General features: G+C 64.8%; 23 protein-coding genes and 2 pseudogenes. 12 read left to right on the top strand and 13 right to left on the bottom strand.

Annotated features, from left to right (window positions below):
* The first annotated feature begins 33 nt into the window (after window positions 1–33).
* The 4 genes from QWY84_RS19370 (at window position 34) to fnr (ending at window position 4150) form a co-directional block, all read left to right on the top strand.
* Entirely contained in the window at window positions 34–780 is a 747-nt protein-coding gene (locus QWY84_RS19370) for a Crp/Fnr family transcriptional regulator (protein WP_290204705.1), read from the top strand.
* A gap of 78 nt (window positions 781–858) precedes the next feature.
* Window positions 859–1068 carry a heavy-metal-associated domain-containing protein gene (locus QWY84_RS19365; protein WP_290204704.1) on the top strand — a complete coding sequence of 70 codons (210 nt, stop codon included), beginning with the start codon at window positions 859–861 and terminating at the stop codon, window positions 1066–1068.
* A 67-nt stretch (window positions 1069–1135) separates the two neighbouring features.
* Entirely contained in the window at window positions 1136–3112 is a 1977-nt protein-coding gene (locus tag QWY84_RS19360) for a heavy metal translocating P-type ATPase (protein ID WP_290204703.1), read from the top strand.
* Between the two features lie 273 nt (window positions 3113–3385).
* On the top strand, window positions 3386–4150 hold the full coding sequence (gene fnr, locus QWY84_RS19355) for a fumarate/nitrate reduction transcriptional regulator Fnr (RefSeq protein WP_290204702.1): 765 nt from the start codon (window positions 3386–3388) through the stop codon (window positions 4148–4150).
* A 128-nt stretch (window positions 4151–4278) separates the two neighbouring features.
* Here fnr and azu read toward each other — a convergent pair whose 3' ends face one another.
* From azu to QWY84_RS19325, 6 genes and pseudogenes are all read right to left on the bottom strand, one after another.
* Complete coding sequence (azu, locus tag QWY84_RS19350; protein ID WP_290204701.1) at window positions 4279–4734, bottom strand: azurin; 456 nt, start codon at window positions 4732–4734, stop codon at window positions 4279–4281.
* Window positions 4735–4959: 225 nt separating this feature from the next.
* A pseudogene (locus QWY84_RS19345) lies at window positions 4960–5196 on the bottom strand (transposase); the annotation flags it as partial.
* 71 nt (window positions 5197–5267) lie between these two features.
* Window positions 5268–5696 (bottom strand): OsmC family protein, encoded by a 429-nt coding sequence (locus QWY84_RS19340; protein ID WP_290204700.1) that lies wholly within the window; start codon window positions 5694–5696, stop codon window positions 5268–5270.
* A 42-nt stretch (window positions 5697–5738) separates the two neighbouring features.
* A complete protein-coding gene (locus tag QWY84_RS19335; protein WP_435373005.1) occupies window positions 5739–5960 on the bottom strand; it encodes a rubredoxin in 222 nt (73 codons plus the stop codon).
* 199 nt (window positions 5961–6159) lie between these two features.
* The gene (locus QWY84_RS19330) at window positions 6160–6639 is read right to left on the bottom strand and encodes a plastocyanin/azurin family copper-binding protein (protein ID WP_290204699.1); all 480 of its coding nucleotides are present in this window, start codon (window positions 6637–6639) and stop codon (window positions 6160–6162) included.
* A 147-nt stretch (window positions 6640–6786) separates the two neighbouring features.
* Window positions 6787–7896: a multicopper oxidase domain-containing protein gene (locus tag QWY84_RS19325; protein ID WP_290204698.1), complete on the bottom strand. Its 1110-nt coding sequence runs from the start codon at window positions 7894–7896 to the stop codon at window positions 6787–6789.
* Window positions 7897–8330: 434 nt separating this feature from the next.
* Between QWY84_RS19325 and nirK the strand changes: the two genes are divergently transcribed.
* Entirely contained in the window at window positions 8331–9416 is a 1086-nt protein-coding gene (gene nirK / locus QWY84_RS19320; protein ID WP_290204695.1) for a copper-containing nitrite reductase, read from the top strand.
* Between the two features lie 161 nt (window positions 9417–9577).
* Here the strand turns inward: nirK and QWY84_RS19315 are convergent, their stop codons facing one another.
* The 3 genes from QWY84_RS19315 to QWY84_RS19305 form a co-directional block, all read right to left on the bottom strand.
* Window positions 9578–10237 (bottom strand): DUF542 domain-containing protein, encoded by a 660-nt coding sequence (locus tag QWY84_RS19315; RefSeq protein WP_290204694.1) that lies wholly within the window; start codon window positions 10235–10237, stop codon window positions 9578–9580.
* A gap of 117 nt (window positions 10238–10354) precedes the next feature.
* On the bottom strand, window positions 10355–11194 hold the full coding sequence (locus tag QWY84_RS19310) for a succinate dehydrogenase iron-sulfur subunit (protein WP_290204693.1): 840 nt from the start codon (window positions 11192–11194) through the stop codon (window positions 10355–10357).
* Window positions 11195–11354: 160 nt separating this feature from the next.
* Entirely contained in the window at window positions 11355–11612 is a 258-nt protein-coding gene (locus QWY84_RS19305; RefSeq protein ID WP_290204691.1) for a hypothetical protein, read from the bottom strand.
* A gap of 120 nt (window positions 11613–11732) precedes the next feature.
* Between QWY84_RS19305 and fdxA the strand changes: the two genes are divergently transcribed.
* Both fdxA and ric read left to right on the top strand, forming a co-directional pair.
* A complete protein-coding gene (fdxA, locus tag QWY84_RS19300) occupies window positions 11733–12056 on the top strand; it encodes a ferredoxin FdxA (protein WP_290204689.1) in 324 nt (107 codons plus the stop codon).
* 23 nt (window positions 12057–12079) lie between these two features.
* Window positions 12080–12754, top strand: a complete 675-nt coding sequence (gene ric, locus QWY84_RS19295; protein WP_290204688.1) for an iron-sulfur cluster repair di-iron protein — start codon at window positions 12080–12082, stop codon at window positions 12752–12754.
* 137 nt (window positions 12755–12891) lie between these two features.
* Here ric and QWY84_RS19290 read toward each other — a convergent pair whose 3' ends face one another.
* Entirely contained in the window at window positions 12892–13326 is a 435-nt protein-coding gene (locus tag QWY84_RS19290; protein ID WP_290204686.1) for an RrF2 family transcriptional regulator, read from the bottom strand.
* A 302-nt stretch (window positions 13327–13628) separates the two neighbouring features.
* Here QWY84_RS19290 and QWY84_RS19285 point away from each other — a divergent pair, with 302 nt between their 5' ends.
* Complete coding sequence (locus tag QWY84_RS19285) at window positions 13629–14228, top strand: hemerythrin domain-containing protein (RefSeq protein ID WP_290204685.1); 600 nt, start codon at window positions 13629–13631, stop codon at window positions 14226–14228.
* 111 nt (window positions 14229–14339) lie between these two features.
* On the opposite strand, the gene QWY84_RS19280 is transcribed toward QWY84_RS19285, so the two are convergent.
* Window positions 14340–14498, bottom strand: coding sequence for a hypothetical protein (locus QWY84_RS19280; RefSeq protein ID WP_290204684.1), 159 nt, complete (start codon window positions 14496–14498; stop codon window positions 14340–14342).
* Between QWY84_RS19280 and QWY84_RS19275 the strand changes: the two genes are divergently transcribed.
* Entirely contained in the window at window positions 14497–14733 is a 237-nt protein-coding gene (locus tag QWY84_RS19275) for a hypothetical protein (RefSeq protein ID WP_290204682.1), read from the top strand. The two genes, QWY84_RS19280 and QWY84_RS19275, sit on opposite strands and share 2 nt — an antisense overlap.
* 42 nt (window positions 14734–14775) lie before the next feature.
* Here QWY84_RS19275 and QWY84_RS19270 read toward each other — a convergent pair whose 3' ends face one another.
* Both QWY84_RS19270 and QWY84_RS19265 read right to left on the bottom strand, forming a co-directional pair.
* Window positions 14776–15024, bottom strand: coding sequence for a hypothetical protein (locus QWY84_RS19270; RefSeq protein ID WP_290204680.1), 249 nt, complete (start codon window positions 15022–15024; stop codon window positions 14776–14778).
* Window positions 15025–15081: 57 nt separating this feature from the next.
* The gene (locus QWY84_RS19265) at window positions 15082–15390 is read right to left on the bottom strand and encodes a carboxymuconolactone decarboxylase family protein (protein ID WP_290204678.1); all 309 of its coding nucleotides are present in this window, start codon (window positions 15388–15390) and stop codon (window positions 15082–15084) included.
* Window positions 15391–15626: 236 nt separating this feature from the next.
* On the opposite strand from QWY84_RS19265, the gene QWY84_RS19260 reads away from it, so the two are divergent.
* The 3 genes and pseudogenes from QWY84_RS19260 to QWY84_RS19250 form a co-directional block, all read left to right on the top strand.
* A complete protein-coding gene (locus QWY84_RS19260) occupies window positions 15627–16796 on the top strand; it encodes an NnrS family protein (RefSeq protein ID WP_290204677.1) in 1170 nt (389 codons plus the stop codon).
* 169 nt (window positions 16797–16965) lie between these two features.
* Window positions 16966–17163 carry a DUF3565 domain-containing protein gene (locus QWY84_RS19255; RefSeq protein ID WP_290204676.1) on the top strand — a complete coding sequence of 66 codons (198 nt, stop codon included), beginning with the start codon at window positions 16966–16968 and terminating at the stop codon, window positions 17161–17163.
* Window positions 17164–17283: 120 nt separating this feature from the next.
* Window positions 17284–17724 (top strand): annotated as a pseudogene (locus tag QWY84_RS19250) (cytochrome P450); the annotation flags it as partial.

Below are 17724 nucleotides of genomic sequence, written 5' to 3'. Positions count from 1 at the left end.
CCGCTTCGTTGAGATCCCTAAGGAGCCTTCTTCATGCCCCGCAAACGAACCACGCCCCTTCGCGATGAAACCCTAGAGGCCGGGCACTGCTCCGCGGAGCTGCGCCGGCGGATCCTCGGCGATGCCCATTACTTCCGGGACCTGTCGGCGGAGGCGCTGGACGCGGTCAACGCCCGGTTCCGCGAGCAGCATCATCCGGCGGAAGGGGTTATCTGCCGCGAGGGCACCGAGGCCACGCGGCTTTTCTTCGTCGCCCACGGCAAGGTCAAGCTCGTGCGGCACAGCCCGGACGGCGATGACGTCCTTCTCGACCTCCTGGCCCCGGGGGCGTTGTTCGGCGGTGTTGCCGCCATCGGCCAGCGCCACTACCGAGAGACCGCCATCGCCCAGACCGAGTGCTGCGTCCTGCGGATCACCGCCGAGGCGTTCGAGGACATTCTGGAGCACCACCCGGAGGTGGCGCTGAAGGTCCTGCACGCCGTCGCCCACGAGCTGGATGAGGCCCGCGAGAGCATCCGCCAGCTCGCCGCCGCCCCGGTGGAGGCGCGCCTTGCCACGGCACTGCTCAAGCTCAGCGAACGCCTGGGCGAGGCCACCGAAGTCGGCCTCCTCATTCAGTCGCCGCTGCCCCAGCAGGACCTCGCCGCCATGGTGGGCGCGACCCAGGAGACGATCAGCCGCACCATGGCCGCCTTTCGGCGCAGCGGGGTCATCGACACCGGCCGCCAGTGGGTCGCCATCCGCGACCCGGACCGCCTTCGTGCCATCGCCGGGAGTTGATTGCGCCACATCATACATCCTGCCCCACCTCCGGTCGTACGGTATTCCTGCCATTTAGACGACGAACCGGAGGTTGCCATGAAGACCATTCTTCGCAGCGACGAACTCAACTGCCCCTCCTGCGTGAGCAAGATCGAGAAGGCCCTGACCACGCTGCCCGGCGTCGACAACGCCACGGTGCACTTCAACACCGGCCGCATCGAGGTCGAGCACGAGCAGGTGGACCCGGAGCGGTTGCGCCAGGCCGTGCGCGAGGCCGGCTACGAGGCCCGCGTCAGCGCGTTCTGAGCCGCGCCCCGGGTGCCCAGCGGGCACCCGGGGCGGGTCCCTGCTCATTCCCTGAAGGAGGCACGACATGTCTGCTGCAACGCTTCTCCCGTGGACACGGGATCTCATCGCCTCACCGGTACGAAGCCGGGCGGCGCTCACCCTGGTCAGCGGCGTGTTCGCGCTCGCCGGGGTTACCAGTCACTTTGCCGGCGGCCCGGGGGCGCTGACCGACGGGCTGTGGCTCATCGCCGCCGTACTCGCCGGCACGCACGTCGCCGTGCGGGCTGTTCACGCGCTGCGCCGGGGCAGCATCAGCATCGAGCTGCTGGTCACCATCGCCGCCGTCGGGGCGGTGGCCATCGGCGAGTACTGGGAGGCCGCGGCGGTCACGCTGCTGTTCGTCCTGGGCGGCTACCTGGAAGCCCGGACCCTGGCGCGCACCCGGGCCGCCCTGAAGGATCTCCTGGATCTCGCGCCCACGGAGATCACCGTGCTGCGCGACGGCGACGAGGTCACCGTCGGTCCGGCCCAGGTCGCACCCGGCGAGACGGTGATCGTGCGTCCGGGTGGGCGCATCGCCGTGGACGGCACCGTTCTCAGCGGCCGGGCCGCGGTGGATCAAAGCGCCATCACCGGCGAGCCCATGCCGGAGACCAAGGAGCCCGGGGCGGCCGTGTTCGCCGGGACCATGAGCCAGGATGGCTATCTCACCATCCGCGCCGAGGGCGTTGGAGCGGACACGACCCTGGCACGCGTGATCCAGCGCGTCGAGCAAGCCCAGGAAGCGAAGGCGCCGACCCAGCGCTTCATCGAGCGCTTCGCCCGGTGGTACACCCCGGCAATCATCGTTCTCTCCGGCGGTGCATTCGCTGTCACGCAGGACGCGGTGCTGGCGCTCACCCTTCTGGTCATCGCCTGCCCCGGGGCCCTGGTGATCTCCACGCCCATCTCCGTGATCGCCGGCATCGGCCGCGGAGCGCGCCGGGGCATTCTCATCAAGGGCGGCGAGCACCTGGAGACCGCGGGCCGCATCCGCGCCGTGGCCTTCGACAAGACCGGCACGCTCACCGTCGGGCGTCCGGAGGTGGCGTCGGCCGTTGCGTTCGCTGGTCTCGAGGATGTTCCGGGTATGCCGTCCAGTGATGACCGGCAGCGGCTATTGGCGTGGGCAGCCGTGGCGGAGGGCGGCTCCGAGCACCCGCTGGCCCGAGCCGTGCTGCGTGCGCTCGGCGAGGCGGACCCGGGGCTGCGGGCGGACGCCTTCGAGACCGCCGTCGGCGGCGGCATCCAGGCCCAGTGGCAGGACCGGCACATCGACGTGGGCCGCCCGGACTGGGTTCACGGGCGTGCGCAACACTGGCCGGCCGCCGCCGACGAGGCCCTGGCCGCAGTTCGGGAGCGCGGCGAGACAGCCGCCGTCGTCGCAGTGGACGGTCAACCGGTCGGATTGCTCGGGTTCGCCGATGCCATTCGCCCGGAGGCGGCCGCCGCCCTGCAGCGGCTGCGCGAGACCGGCGTGCGGCTGGTCATGCTCACCGGCGACAACCAGGCCAGTGCCGAGCGTATCGGCGAGGCGCTCGGCATCGACGATATCCGCGCCGGCCTGCTGCCCGAGCACAAGCTCGACGCCATCGAGGAACTGCGCCGGGAGGTCGGCGTCACCGCCATGGTGGGCGATGGCATCAACGACGCGCCCGCGCTCGCCGCCGCCGATATCGGCATCGCCATGGGCGCGACCGGCACGGACGTGGCCGTGGACACCGCGGACATCGCCCTGATGGCGGATGATCTGAACAAGGTCTCCGAGGCCGTGGGCCTGGCCCGGGCGACGGTGGTCAACATCCGCCAGAACGTCGTCATTGCCCTGCTCACCGTCGCGGGCCTCCTGGCGGGGGTGTTCGCCGAGACCGTCCACATGGCCGGGGGCATGTTCGTCCATCAGGTCTCGGTGCTCGTGGTGGTGGTCAACGGCATGCGGTTGCTGCGCACCCGGCACCGCGGCACAAAGGCGGGCGAGGCTCGCGATGGCACGGCACAAGCCCGCGAGCGGCCCGTCACCTGATCCATCGACCGGTTTACGGGCTTCCTGGACAGCGTCCGCCCTCCATGGGCGGGCGCTGGCCTGCTACGCCCCGCCTGTAAGCCGACCACCCCAGTTCGCCACGCATATCGCCATTTCGCGGAACAAACGGCTATGCTGACCGATAGCACTCGTACCACCATATCGGAAACAAAGTGGCCCACTGACGCAAAGGAGAACACAGCCTGTTGGAACAGGTGTCCCGGAGCCTGCGGTGACACACCGGAACACAAAAAGGACGGAGGAGGCCCCGCCATGGTCGAACGCCAGCCCGGCGCCGAACCGCGCATCCATAACCTCCGGGAGAGCTGCACGAGCTGCAGCCTGAACGATCTGTGCCTGCCGGTCGCACTGGATGCCGCCGGCATCGAGACCCTCGACGGTATCGTGCAACGGGGACACCCCCTGGTGCGGGGGCAGATCGTCTATCATCCGGGCAAGCCGTTCCACTCGGTTTACGCCGTCCGTGCCGGCGCGCTGAAGAGCGTAACCGTTACCGAAGACGGCGAAGAGCAGATCACCGCGTTCCACCTCCCTGGCGAGCTGGTGGGGCTCGATGCCATCGGTTTCGATGCCCATCCGTCCACTGCCGCGGCCCTGGAAACGACCCGTGTGTGCGAGATCCCGTTCGCAGAGCTGGAGGGCCTGTCCGAACACGTGCACGGGCTGCGCCGGCACCTGGTCCGCCGGATGAGCCAGGCAATCGCCGCCGAGCAGGAGATGCTGCACCTGCTTGCGCGCCGCAACGCCGAGCAGCGCCTCGCCGCGTTCCTGGTCCACTTGTCGGACCGCCACGTCCAACGCGGCCTTGCCGCCACGCCGGTTCGCCTGCCCATGTCCCGGCACGAACTCGGCAACTATCTCGGGCTCGTGCCGGAGACCGTCAGCCGGCTCTTCCGCCGGTTCATGGACCACGGCTGGATGAGCGTCCAGGGGCAATCCATCGGTCTGGACAATCCGGGCGCACTGCGCCTTCTGACCCGTAGTTCCTCCCAGGTAGTCCAGGAGCACAGGACTTAGTAAGGTATCCGCCGGCCGGGGGCTTTAGTCTGTGAGTGCTGTCCGTTCTGGCGGCTGTTCGTTATCTATCCCTCCGGCCGCCGGGACAAAGGCCGGGCCGCGGACGGCCCGGTAGCCATTCAGCTAGCTTACTCGACGATCAGCTTGCCCCTCATGACCGAAGAATGGCCAGGGAAGGAGCAGAAGAAGGTATAGTCACCGCCGCTGTCGAGCTGGGAGACGTCGAAGGTCACACTCGTGGTCTCACCACCGCCGATCACGTCGGTATAGGCAATCACGCGGTCGTCGTCCTGGGGAACGTAGTCGTTCTCCATGCCGGCGTTCATGCCCGCCTGGGCAACATCCTGAAAATCACCGGTCTCGGTGAGAACCCAATTGTGGCCCATCTGGTCGGCAGGGAGCTCGCCGGTGTGCTCAAGCTCAACGGTGACCTGGTCACAGTTGGCATCGACCACCATTTCGGATTTGTCGAACTGCATCTGATCGTTGCCGGAAATCGACAGCTCGCAGGTCTCCGCTGACGCCGACACGGGCATCATTAGAAGCAGTGCGGGTGCCAGGAGGCTCAGGGAAAAGAATCGCATGGCTGTCTCCTTTCGGTTGCCATGGGTGGATTGCAAAAGGCTTGTTCGCACGCTTCCAACACGATGACTCAGCTAGCGAACGAGGCTTACACCAGAAGCAGCCAAAGGGCTGTTTAAATATGCTCACATAATACATCGAATGTTTTGCGTTGTGCCATCCTCCGCTTTATCCGCTCCGAGCTCGAAGCCCGCTGCGAGTTCCACGCCACGGCAGCTAGTGCCCTGTCACGCTTCTAATGTCGTATAAAGCGCCGGCGGATTGATGCGGGTTTCCTCGTTTGTGAACTGCCGGTGCACCTTTGTCTGAAGCCAATCCCGTGCCGCCTGCCGGGCGGCAACTTCATCGCGGACGGTCTTGAGAGAGTCGATGCGTTGGTTGAGGCACTGTCGGTTCATGACGTTGAGCTCGATCTCGGCCACATTCAGCCAACTCCCATGCTTGGGCGTGTAGGCGAATTCGAAGGCGTAGACGGCAGAATGCCGCCCCACGGTTGTATGCGTCAGCACCCAACCGTGGCGGGCCTGCATCCGACTCAACTGCGCTTCAGATGGGCTGTCATCGTGATCTCGGCATTGAACAGCTTGGAAACGGGGCATCCCGCTTTCGCCTGCTCGGCCGCCTTCTGGAAGTCATCGGCATTGATGCCGGGGACGTCCCCGTAAACATCCAGGTGCACGGTCGTGATGGTGAAGCCGTCGTCGCTGGGCTCGATATTCACCGATGCCGTGGTGTCGATGCGCTCCGGCGTGATATCCGACTCACCGAGAACCAGGGACAGAGCCATCGAGTAGCACCCCGCGTGAGCCGCGGCAAGCAGCTCTTCCGGGTTGGTCCCCGTGCCGTTCTCGAATCGCGTGCCGAACGCGTACTGCGCCGCGGAGAGAACCCCGCTCTCCGTGGAGACCTCGCCCCCACCGTTCTTCAAGCCCCCTTTCCAGACTGCTGCAGCATTGCGTTTCATGGGTTGTCTCCTTTCGTTGCTGTGGAATGGCGTGCAACACGCCTAAGTTCGGATCTTGTCAAAAGCATCCTTGCCGACGCCGCACTCCGGGCAGACGAAATCTTCCGGAATGTCGTTCCATGCCGTTCCGGGGCGAATACCGCCTTCCGGCAGACCATCCTCTTCGTCGTAGGTCCAGCCGCAAACGGTGCACATGAACAACGCGGACGGCGCCTCGGCACCAGCGCATTCCGGCTCTTCACCCTCGAAAGCTCCTTCTGCCATCGTGATCACCTCGCCGATCCGGAACAGCTGCCGGGTGAACGTCCACCTCCGTAACCCCATTAACGGGGACACACAGCAATGAACGCACCCCGGCAGCATCGCTTCATCACCACAGGGCTATGGGCATCCTAAACATCCATACCATGTACATTATATACATTTTAATGAGCGTTAACCGGCCTCCCTGTGGATGGTCCAGCTACTGCGCCGCCGCGGCTTCGACTTCATCGAGCATCTCGGCCAGCCGCGCACGCCCCTGATCGGAGAGCGCCTCGCTGTCTTCCATCTCCGAGGCAATCTCATCCAGGTTCACGGACGGGTCACCCACGACGACGACACCGACCATACCCTTCTCCTTGTGGGACTCGCAGTGATAGACATGCACGCCCTCTGCGTCGAACGAGACTTCCAGGGGAGCGTTGCGGTATCCGGTGAAACTCTCCGCATCGTCCGGCCGGAGACTGTCGAGGCCTTCGACATCGTGCCCAAGATCCGTGGCCTTGAAGTAGACAGTTTCGCCCGGGTCGATGTGGACGACATCGGGCTCGAATACGCGGGCTTCGCCATCCGGCCCGCGATCGAGCATCTCGACCTCGGCAGCCGGCTCGGCATGGGCCGGCTGAGCCAGCACAAAGCCAGTGACAGCGGCAAGAAGGGGTAAACGATACGGAAGATTCATATCATGGTCTCCTTATCATCAGGACGTGGTTACGAGTTACCGGCAGGTCGGTTCACATGCGTCGGAGTGAAAGCTCAGTGGCGAACGACAGTGAGCCGTCGCCCACGCGCTCCAGCACCCGCGCCGTGGGGTGGCCGACCGTACCGTCTAGAAGGACCGCCCCCGGAACTGCGGCTGCTCGATCAAGCCGTAGCCGCGCTGGAGGCTCTCCTGGAAGTAGAAATCCGGGTCGTATTCCTTGCGGGCCCAGTAGTACCAAGGATCGTGCTCGATCTCCTCGTACTCGACGACGAAGAACAGACCTCCGGGCGTCTTCCCGTCATTGCTGAGGTGGTGCTCCTGGTGATCGTGCGCGGGCCACCGGCCAGGGTTGTTCATACGGACGATCACGTCCTTGCGCTGGCCGAACGCGACATAGACCACGTCAACGAGTTCCGGACTATTCAGCGGCCGGCCGTCCTGATGGGTGACGAGCATGTCGTGGCCGTGGAGATGGAAGGCCACGTCCGCACTGACGGACATCAGGCGCAGTCGCAGAACATCGCCCTCCCGGACGCGCAAAGGCTGGTTGTGCGGAAACGCCCGGCCATTGATCGAGAAATACCGCATGCCGCCGGTCGGATCAGACAGGGCGAAGTAGTCCTTTGCTACATCCGGATTCCAGCCGGAGAACATGAGGATCGCATCCTTTGTGACCTCTCTCTCCAGGGGAATGGGGTCTTTCGGATCGACGATGAGGGGGCCCCACATGCCTCGGATACCCACATGGTTGGGCACGCCCTGGTGGCAGTGATACCAGAGCGTGCCCGGCTTGTTCGCCGTGAAGCGGTACGTGTGGCTGCTGCCCGATGAGACGCCGGGCTCGGTAATCCCCGGAGCACCGTCGCTGCGCCATGTGCCCGTCTGCGGGATGCCATGCCAGTGGATCGAGTGCATCTCCTCGGTGCGGTTCTTGAGAACCGCCTCGATCGTGTCGCCTTCCCGGACGTGAATGAGCGGGCCGGGGACTTGCTCGTTGTACGCCCAGACCTTGCTTTCGAACTCCGGCGTAACATCGACCATGCGCTCCTCGATCGACATCTCGAACTGATGGATCGTGCCACTGCCAGGTTCAGCGCTACTCTCGGCAGACGACGCGTCACTGATCGCGCCGGTGCCCGCGTTCGCCAGGATCGGGCGTGCACCCATGGCCGTGACCGTTCCCGCACCGACGAGTTGCATGAATCTCCGTCGCGCTGGCTCGTAGTCCGTGCTCATACCGTTTCGCTCCCGTTGGTTACTTCACCCGTTTAAATCAAGGACGTACCCGGTGAGGCGGTGTCTGACAGGAACCGGTTGCCCGTTCCTTCAGGGCATGCTCGCCAAACATGTATTTACAATACATCGTTTAATGCACTTGTCCAACCCGCAAGCCACGTCGCGAAACCCAGGGCGACAGTGCACCGTCCCGGGCGAACGCTGCCGGAGGCTCGGCTGCACCTGACCCCAAACCCGCGGCCACAGCCGCATTGCAAGGCATTGCCATCAGGTTGTGTTGCATCGCCCGATAAATGATGTATACGATATACATCGTTTTGAGCCGAGTAAGCCCGGCCCATAACCAAGAAGGCATCGACGGGGATTACCCACCCGGGGAATACCCGCAGTCCGAGCCTTTCTCTGTCAGCCCGAGAAAATGAAGGAGTCCTAACGTGAAGCCCACAAGCAAGCTATCCGCACTGTCCCGTCGGGAGTTCATGCAGATCGCCGGTGCCGGGACTTTGGCCGCTGGCGCGGGGAGTCTCCCGACCTTGACCGGCAGCGGTACAGCGCACGCCGCTTCCAGCGGAGGCGCCGCCCTGAAGGGGGCACAGGCGGAGAACGGAAGCCTCATCGCTGACCCGACCAAAATCCCTGCGCCCATCGACCGCACCGAGGCGATGACGCATGACATCGAGCTGGTGGCCGAGGAGCGCATCGCCGAGGTCATGCCGGGCGTACGCCATCGGTTCATGACCTTCAACGGGCAGATCCCCGGTCCCATGATCCGCGTCCGAGTCGGTGACACGGTGAACCTGACGCTGCGCAACAGCGAGGACAGCGAGGATTCCCACAGCGTGGACCTGCACGCCGTCTATGGCTCAGGCGGGGGAGCGCATTACAACGAGGTGGCTCCGGGAGAGTCCAAGACGTTCACATTCAAGGCCACTTACCCCGGGGGGCTGATCTACCACTGCGGTGTCGACAATGCGGACATGCACATCAGCCGGGGCATGTTCGGCATGATACTCGTCGAACCGGAGGAAGGCTTACCACCGGTGGACCGGGAGTTCTACCTTGGGCAGCACGAGCTCTACACCGACAGCACCTTCGGGGTGCCTGGCGATTACGAGTTCCACGACCGTTCCATGGTCCGCGAAGACCCGACGTACGTCCTCTTTAACGGAGCTGTTGCCAGCTTTACGGACATGGCGCTCGGTCCGCTCAAGGCAAACGTCGGTGAGACCGTGCGCTTCTTTATCGTTGTCGGGGGGCCGAACCTGACGTCTGCTCTGCATCCGATCGGGAACATCTGGAGCCGGTACTGGCCGCAGGGAGCGCTCGCGAACGCGCCGCTGCGCTATGTCTCCACGGTGCCGATCTCTCCGGGCTCCTGCCTGGTGGGGGATATGGAGTTGCCCGTTCCGCAGTCGATCCGTGTTCTCGACCATGCCCTCTCCCGTGCCGTCCACAAGGGCGTAGCGGCAGACCTGGTCGTCGAGGGTGACGAGCGCCCGGATCTTCTCAAGGCAAACTGACAATCCCCTGCGCCGGGGCCCGTAACGGACCCCGGCGCCGGCTGATTGCCGACGTCCGCAGGCATTGGTGGCGCGGTATACCTGTCTGCGGAAACCCGCCCCCGAGCACAACCAATATCTTGAATCCTGGAGTCGTCCTGCCGAACGGATTCGGCACTCAGTCACACCGCGACAAACCGCGGGAACAGGACATTGTTCTCCAAGTGGACATGGTCCTGCAGGTCATCAACCAGGGCCGCAAGCCCGGAGTAAAGCAGTCGCCAGGATCGGCATGCGTCCGGTGGCGGCGTGAACGCGTTGGTCATGAAGCGCAAACGCTGCAGCAGGGACCCGACTCCGAGGTGCTCATGGGTTAGCACTGCGATCAGATCGGGAACGAACGGTCCATGGCGTCGGCGAAGCATCGCAGGGAAAAGCGTTTGCTCCTCGTCGTGCATGTGCTCGTCGAGGGCCTCAAAAGCGTTCTCCAGCGTCACTGCGAGGCCACACGGGACGCTGGCATGGGCTGCGTGGACGGCCTCCACGTGCCGGGACAACCGGGCCAGCTCCGGAAACCCGAGGCGGTGGGCACGGTGATAGCGCTGTACGATGTGCTGGATCAGGGGCCCGGTATCCTGTTCAGCCGTGCCCTTGCTGAACCGTTCAACGGTGCGGCAGACCGTCAGCCGGTGTTCGATCTCCTCCACGCTCAAGGCCCGCCGCGCCGCAGCCTCGGCAAGCAAAAGCTTGCCTTCGCAGCAGAAGTTCAGGCCGAATTCACGGAACACGCGATCCGCTCCCGGCAAACTCGCCGCGATCGCACCGATCGTCTCGTCGCGCAAGGATTGCCCCCGGAACCTCCTCCCCATCGTCAAGCTCCTTTGCAGACAAACCACCTATAAGATGCATCGTTCATACATTTTATAGGTGGGCGCCCTATGCAGGAACCACGTCTTCGTTCAGCTACGGCGCTCGATCATCTGCTTCTTGATCTGGGCGATGGCTTCCGCCGGGTTCAGGCCCTTCGGACAGGTATAGGTGCAGTTTATGATCGAGTGGCATCGGTACAGGCGGAACGGGTCCTCGAGCTCGTCCAGGCGCTCGCCGGTGGCCTCGTCACGACTGTCCGCGAGCCAGCGCTGCGCCTGAAGCAGGACGGCCGGGCCGAGATAGCGGTCGCCATTCCACCAGTGACTCGGGCATCCCGCAGTGCAGCAAAAGCACAGAATGCACTCGTACAGGCCATCGAGCTTCTCCCGATCCTCCTTCGACTGGAGGCGCTCCCTGTCCGGCGGCGTCGGGCTTTCCGTGCGCAGCCACGGCTTGATGGCGGCGTACTGCGCGAGCAGGTGCGTCTGGTCGGGAACCAGATCCTTTACAACCGGCAGGTTGTTCAATGGATAGACGGTGAGCGGATCCCGCGTCTCATCCAGTGCGCGGGTACACGCGAGCCAGTTTCGGCCGTCGATATTCATCGCGCACGAGCCGCAGACCCCTTCGCGGCACGAACGCCGGAACGTCAGCGTCGGGTCGATCCCGCTCTTAATCCCGATAAGGGCATCGAGCACCATGGGTCCGAATCGATCCAGATCGATCTCGTAGATGTCGATACGCGGATTGGCCCCGGAATCGGGATCGTACCGGTAGATCCGGAGCTGCTTGGTCCGTGTGGCGCCCTCAGGGGCTGGCCACGTTTTCCCTTCCGTGATGCGGGATTGCGGGCCGAGCGTGAACTTCGAGAATGCCCGAGAGCGCTTCGCAGGCGCATCACCTCCGGGACGCGACGTATCGCCAGCCATAGACTCCTCCTGACAGCGACCATGGGCTCGTTGCTACAGGATGCTCCCCCGGGACGATGCGCCACAATGCACACGACCCCGCCGGGATGCCAGAAGGCGGCACGCAGCCGATCCGGTTCCGTACCGGGGCTGTCTGTCCCGAGGCACGCGCCCTGCGCGGTTACGGCGCGGGCCTTGAGGAGGGCTCGCAGACAAGATGAAGCTCATTCAGCAGAGCCCGTATGCGCGCCCGCTCCATGGACGGATGCGTCTGCCTTGCCAGCACCATGAACGCGTCCATGGCCCGCTCGCGCACCTGGCAAAGGGGCAGACCCCACTCGCTCTGAAAATGCATCCGGTTTACCATATCCGGAAGATCCAGATCCCGCCGCAGGCGCTCCAGAGACCCTTCGTCCAGCCGGCAACACCAGTACGTCATACCCCCTCCCTGCACGCAGTCCGTCGGCGCGATTCACTCGCAGGCTTGCGTACCATGCTAAACGATGTATTATTTATACATGTTTAATGCAGTACCTGCAACGCCCGAAGAGGACACGCCATGACCTACGTCGTCACCGACAACTGCATTAAGTGCAAGTACACGGACTGCGTCGAGGTCTGCCCCGTGGACTGCTTCCACGAGGGGCCCAACTTCCTGGCCATCGACCCGGACGAGTGCATCGACTGCACCCTGTGCGAGCCGGAGTGCCCGGCGGAAGCCATCTACTCCGAAGACGATTTGCCGGACGAGATGAGCCACTTCCTGGAGCTCAACGCCGAGCTCTCGCGCCAATGGCCCGTGCTCACGGAGATGAAGGATGCTCCGGAGGATGCGCAAGACTGGGACGGCATGCCGAACAAGCTACCGTACCTTGAACGATGACCCGAAGCCGAGGGAGACAAGCCATGGAACATCAAGCCAATCCATCCGACCTGACCCGTCACACGCTCGGCGAGATCGCGGCGAACATCCCGGGCGCTACCCGCGTTTTCCGTGAGTATGACCTCGATTTCTGCTGCGGCGGTAGCGCAACGCTGGACAGTGCGGCCCGCGAGCGCGGCATCGACCCCGCCGAGGTCCAGCGCCAGCTTGCCGCCCTGTCCTCGGGCGAGACCGCTGACAGCGACATGGACACGGGTGCATTGGTGGATCACATTCTTACGCGCTACCACCACATGCACCGCAAGGAATTGCCGGAGCTCATCCGCCTCGCGCTCAAGGTGGAATCCGTTCATGGAAGCCACCCCGAAGTACCGGCTGGTCTCGGTGGGGCCCTGGAGGAGATCCAGCAGACCCTCGACGCCCACATGCATGACGAGGAGGTCGTGTTGTTCCCGTATGCAAAAGGCGAGATTCGGGATCTGTCCGGGGAAGTCTTCACGCAGTTGGAACAGGACCACCGGGATCACGGCGAGACGCTTCGAAAGGTCGAGATGATCGCCAACGGGTTCCGGCCCCCACGCGACGCATGCCGGACCTGGCAGGCCCTCTACGCGGGGACGGCGAAGTTCGTGAACGACGTCAGGGAACACGTGCACCTGGAGAACAATGTGCTGTTCCCGCGGCTGCGGATGCATTGACGCCGCGGCCGCGGCGGCCGGATGGCCGTCGCGGCGTCCCCTGCCCCCGGCACCGGACGCGTGCATAGCAACGCCAAGCACGGACGGAACGGGGCGGCCGTACCCTCGGTCGGCAACGGGCGCACGGACGGCGGCGATCAGGCCGTGACCGGCAGGCGCGACAACCGATTGAACGTCTCCGTGTTGCCAACAAGATCGGCAAGCGTGACGGTATTCAGGTGGGCGAGAAAGGCGGCGCGCGCGCCTTCAAGGCTTCGCTTCAGAGCGCACCCGCCTCGCAGGGCGCACGTCTTGCGCTCGCAGTCGACGATCTCCATCGACGACTCCAGCGCTCCGACGACCTCCCCCACCCAGATCGACTCCGGCGCACGCCCGAGGGCAAGGCCACCGGTTCGGCCCTTGGTGGTAACGACGAAGCCGTGCAGCGCCAGATGATGGACTACCTTGCGCAGATGCTCCATCGAGATCGCGTACGCCGAGGCTATCTCGCGCATCGGAATGCGCCGCCCCTCGTGCGTCGCCGCGTACATCAGCACGCGCAAACCGTAATCGGTGTGATACGTCAATTCCACCGCGTTGCCCTCCGCACTGCCGGCACCCCGCGACAGCCGTTGCTTGCCATTCCCCGCGATTGAAGTCGCAGGGGCTCTATCAATGGATCCATAATACATTGATTATGCCGCAGTAACCAGTGGCAGACTTGTCTGCGCCCCGATCCCCCAACGCGTCGCCGAATCCATGACCGGCTTGGCGATATCCGACCGTCCCTGAGCGCGCCCTTGTTACACATATTCAGGGCTGTGGTTGCCTACTGGATTTTTTGATGTATTTTTTATACACTTTTTATAGGATCCAGGAAAATAGGAGGTGCGCCATGAACGATCAGGTGTTGAGCCGGCTGCGGCAGGATCACGATAACCTTCGGCCGTTGCTCCGGGTTCTGGATCAGCAGCTCGAATGCATCGAGGCCAACGGGGACGCGGATTATGTCCTGATGGCGGATATCCTCGATTACCTCGTCCGCAAGCCCGAGCAGTATCACCACCCGTTCGAGGAACGCCTCGGCCAGCGGCTGCTCGCACGCGAACCCGCGGCCGCCGACGCGGTGTCGCGTATCCGTGCTCAGCACCACCGTCTGACGCGCTTGGGCAAGAGACTACAGCGACGACTCGACGAGATCGCGGCCGACAGCCTGGTCAGCCGGACGCGCTTCGTGCGCCTCGCGCACGCCTACGTTCGCCTCTACGAGACCCATCTTGATGACGAGGAGCGGGAGCTATTCCCCGCCCTGGATAACACGCTTGCCGCGGCGGACTGGATCGAGGCGACCACGGCCTTCCAATGGACCCTGGATCCGGCATTCACGGCCGACAACGCCGCCGACCACCGCGACCTACGGGACCGGATCGAGCTCGCGCTCAAGGTCCAGCTCCCGCAGTCGGGCACGGGCTTCTGCCCCCTGTGCGCACCGTAGCCAAGGCGCTTTCACCATGAACGCCGAGCATCATACTCGCGCAACCCGTGCCACCTGGCGCGGGACATCGATCGTCGGTAATACAGCGGCGAACGTGCCTTCACACTGGCCCTACGCTACCGGCGAATCCTCTCGCCGGGTCGTGTACTGGGATTCCGTCGACGAGGCGTCCTGGGAGAGCTTCCCGGCGAGTGATCCGCCGGCCTGGACGTAATGCCGGCCCGCGTACACTCGGACCACCTCGGCGTGAACCAGGGAGATCGTAGCCATGTACGTGAGCGGTTATCCCGATGCCTACAATCTCGCTGTCCGCCTCGACGGACTTCAGGACAGCGCCGAGCGCGCCTGCACCGTGTGTCGTGAGCAACCGCCCTGGGTTCAACGGCAGTGCGCCGAACTACTGGCCAGGGCGCACGTCTGCATTTGCGCCCTTACCACGCCTGCGATCCTGGAAGCGGTACAGGCGGATGTACTGGCGGGCCGTCTGGACGCCCACTCCGGGTAAGCGCCGGATTCTGTCAATCGCCCTGCGCGAGAGTTAGCCGCATCAGGGTGATGGGCCACTTTGACGATTCCGTTCAAGGTAGCGCTTGAGGTAGCAGTAGGAACCCAGCAAGCGCAGGCGAAAGACCTTCTCCCCGGCTGGCGCGGCCCGCTGCACCACGGCGCGCCGATACACGCGCAGCGTTTGTTCTGCAAACGACCGGGCATCCGCCTCGCCGCGGGTTTCCTCCAGGAAGACGATCCGTTCCGCTTCCTGTCGTTCGCTGTCGCGAACCACCTCGGCCGGATTCATGGCGCCGCCCCGGCGTGCGACTGCGCCGGCGATGGCTCGGACAGCCGCCGGCGGTGATCAGCGATCATCCAGTGCCTCGAGCGCCCGGCGTGAATGGGCGACGGCACCCCCGGCACGCATCTCGGCGGCGACCCAGATGGCCTCCATGATCTGCTGCTCGGTCGCGCTTTCACGCGCGGCTCCGGGGGTGTGGTTCTGCAGGCAATCCGGGCACTGGGTGACATGCGCCACGGCCACGGCGATGAGCTGCTTGGTGCGCGCATCCAGGGCGCCGGCCTGGAAGACGGCCTTGCTGAACGCGCGCCAGGCCTGTTCCGCTTCCGGAGTCAGATCCTCGCGGCGTCTCCCGGGCGATTGCTGCGTCATGACCTTCACCTCTCTTTGCTGCGCTCTCTCACCAGGCGGTACCAGGATGGCCGGCCTCTGGCTTCACATCGTCGACCTTGTTTCACCTAAAGCAAAAATGTATATTCAATATACATCTTTTAGCGGCCAACTCAACCAATGACTCCCCAGATGCACGATTCACACGTATCCGGGCTCCGGGCCCGGGACGTCCACAACCACGCTCGTTGTTCCGGGTCTTCCTGATGGATGGAACCATGGTACTGCGAGATGTCGGCCGCGGTGCGTGGCAGCTTTTCGGCTATCCGTTCCGCATCTTCTTCCTCTCTCTCGCCGTGCTTGCGGTCTTCTGGATCCCTCTGTGGGTAACCGTGGTGGCCAGTCCGCTGACACTGCCGCTGGCCCTGCCCGGCTACTACTGGCATCAGCACGAGATGGTGTTCGCCTTCCTGCATGTTGCCATCGGCGGATTCCTTCTGACCGCCGTGTGCGTATGGACGGGCACGCAGCGAACCCACGGACGTGCTCTGCTGGCCATGTGGCTGGTATGGCTGGCCGGCCGCGTGGTCATGGTCGCAGGGGGCGGATTTCCCGGCTGGCTCGTCGCCGGCGTCAACCTGGCCTTTCTGCCGCTCATCATGGCCGACGCGGGCTGGCGGATCTGGCAGGCAAGGCAGAAGCGGCAGACTGTGATTGTCGCCGTTCTGGGGCTGCTGTGGTTGATGCAACTGGGCTTCTTCATGCGGCCTCAGGGCGCATTCATCAATGCCGCGCTGGTGCTCGCCATGACACTGATGCTCGTCATCGGCGGACGCATCACGCCGAACTTCTCCATGGCATGGCTGCGCAATCAGGGACTGTCCACCCAGGGCGTCCGCATCATCCCCGCCCTGGAGTGGGGCGTGCTTGCCGGCATGGGGGCAACACTGCTTGCCGTGCTGAGCGGCCACGGCACGGCCATCGCGGCGACGGCGCTGGTGGCCGGGGCCCTGTCACTGATTCGCATCGTGCTCTGGCAGGGCTGGCGCGTGCGATCGGAGCCGCTTCTCTGGATTCTGCACGTATCGCTGCTGTGGATTCCGGCGGGACTGTGGCTCCTCGCGGGCAGCGCCGCCGGCTGGTGGTCCGCCACGGTCTGGGTGCATGCCGTGGGGGTCGGGGGCATGGGCGGACTGATTCTCGGCGTCATCAGCCGCGTCGCCCTCGGCCATACCGGCCGGGCGCTGCAACTACCACGCGGCATGGTGGCCGCGTTCGCCGCAGTCCATCTTGCCGCCGTCATACGTGTTGCGGCCGGCTTCGGGCTGGTGCCGTGGCAGGCGGGGCTCGGTGCCGCAAGTGCGCTGTGGATCGCGGCGTACGGTCTGTTCCTGGTGCGCTACTTCCCCATCCTGACCGCCCCCCGCGTCGACGGACGCCCCGGTTGAGGGAGCGCCGAGCCATTCGCCGAACGGCGGGACCGGGGCCATCGGATGGACATTCACCTGACGGGCGACTCCGCCCTGCCCGCCAGCCTGCGCACGCGCAACCGCCCACTGCGCGCCGACGGCTGGCCGTCGCTGGGGGCAGCAAGCTGAAATCATGACCGGGGACGGCATGCAACAACGCATCGTCGACTTCCACACCGACGACGAAGACCACTGGGTGGCGGACCTGGAGTGCGGCCATACCCGCCACGTCCGCCATCAACCACCCTGGGTGCAGAGGCTCTGGGTGATCACCGCACGCGGCCGGCGGAACATGCTGGGCTACCGCCTCTGGTGCAAGCGCTGCGCGGACGGCGAGCCACCGTAACGGGATCCCCGGGGCACGCTCTTGATTTTCATCAAATCCCTGGCGGCCGGCAGCACGTACGATTCATGTGCCGGGCTCGGGACGAAGGCCCGACTCCCGGATCAACCACGGGGAGACGCCATGCCACCATCCCGACCACAGGACTGGCTGCCTGCGTCGCAGGACATTCTCGCCGACCAGCGCGCCGCCTACGACGCCATGCGCCATCAGTGCCCCGTCGCCTACAGTGACCTCCAGGGCTGGACGCTGTTCCGGCACCGCGACGTCGTCGACGTGCTGCACGACCCGGGGACATTCAGTAACAGCGCCTCCCGGCACCTGTCCGTGCCCAACGGCATGGACCCGCCCGAGCACACGCCGTTCCGCCGGCTTATCGAGCCGTACTTCGAGGCCCCGGCCATGCAGTGCTTTGAGCCGACATGCCGGGCCATCGCAGCCGAGCTTGCCGACGGCCTGCAGGCCGGGCGCGAGGTCGAGTGCATGGACGCCTTTGCCCGTCCGTTCGCCGCCCGCGCCCAGTGCGCCTTTCTCGGCTGGCCGGAGTCGCTGGCGCCGGCGCTG

The organism is Aquisalimonas lutea, from assembly GCF_030409225.1.
In the GTDB taxonomy this organism is placed as follows: Bacteria; Pseudomonadota; Gammaproteobacteria; order Nitrococcales; family Aquisalimonadaceae; genus Aquisalimonas; species Aquisalimonas lutea.
The sequence above is the reverse complement of the archived record's forward strand: the minus strand, read 5'-3'. Positions and strand labels throughout refer to the sequence as shown.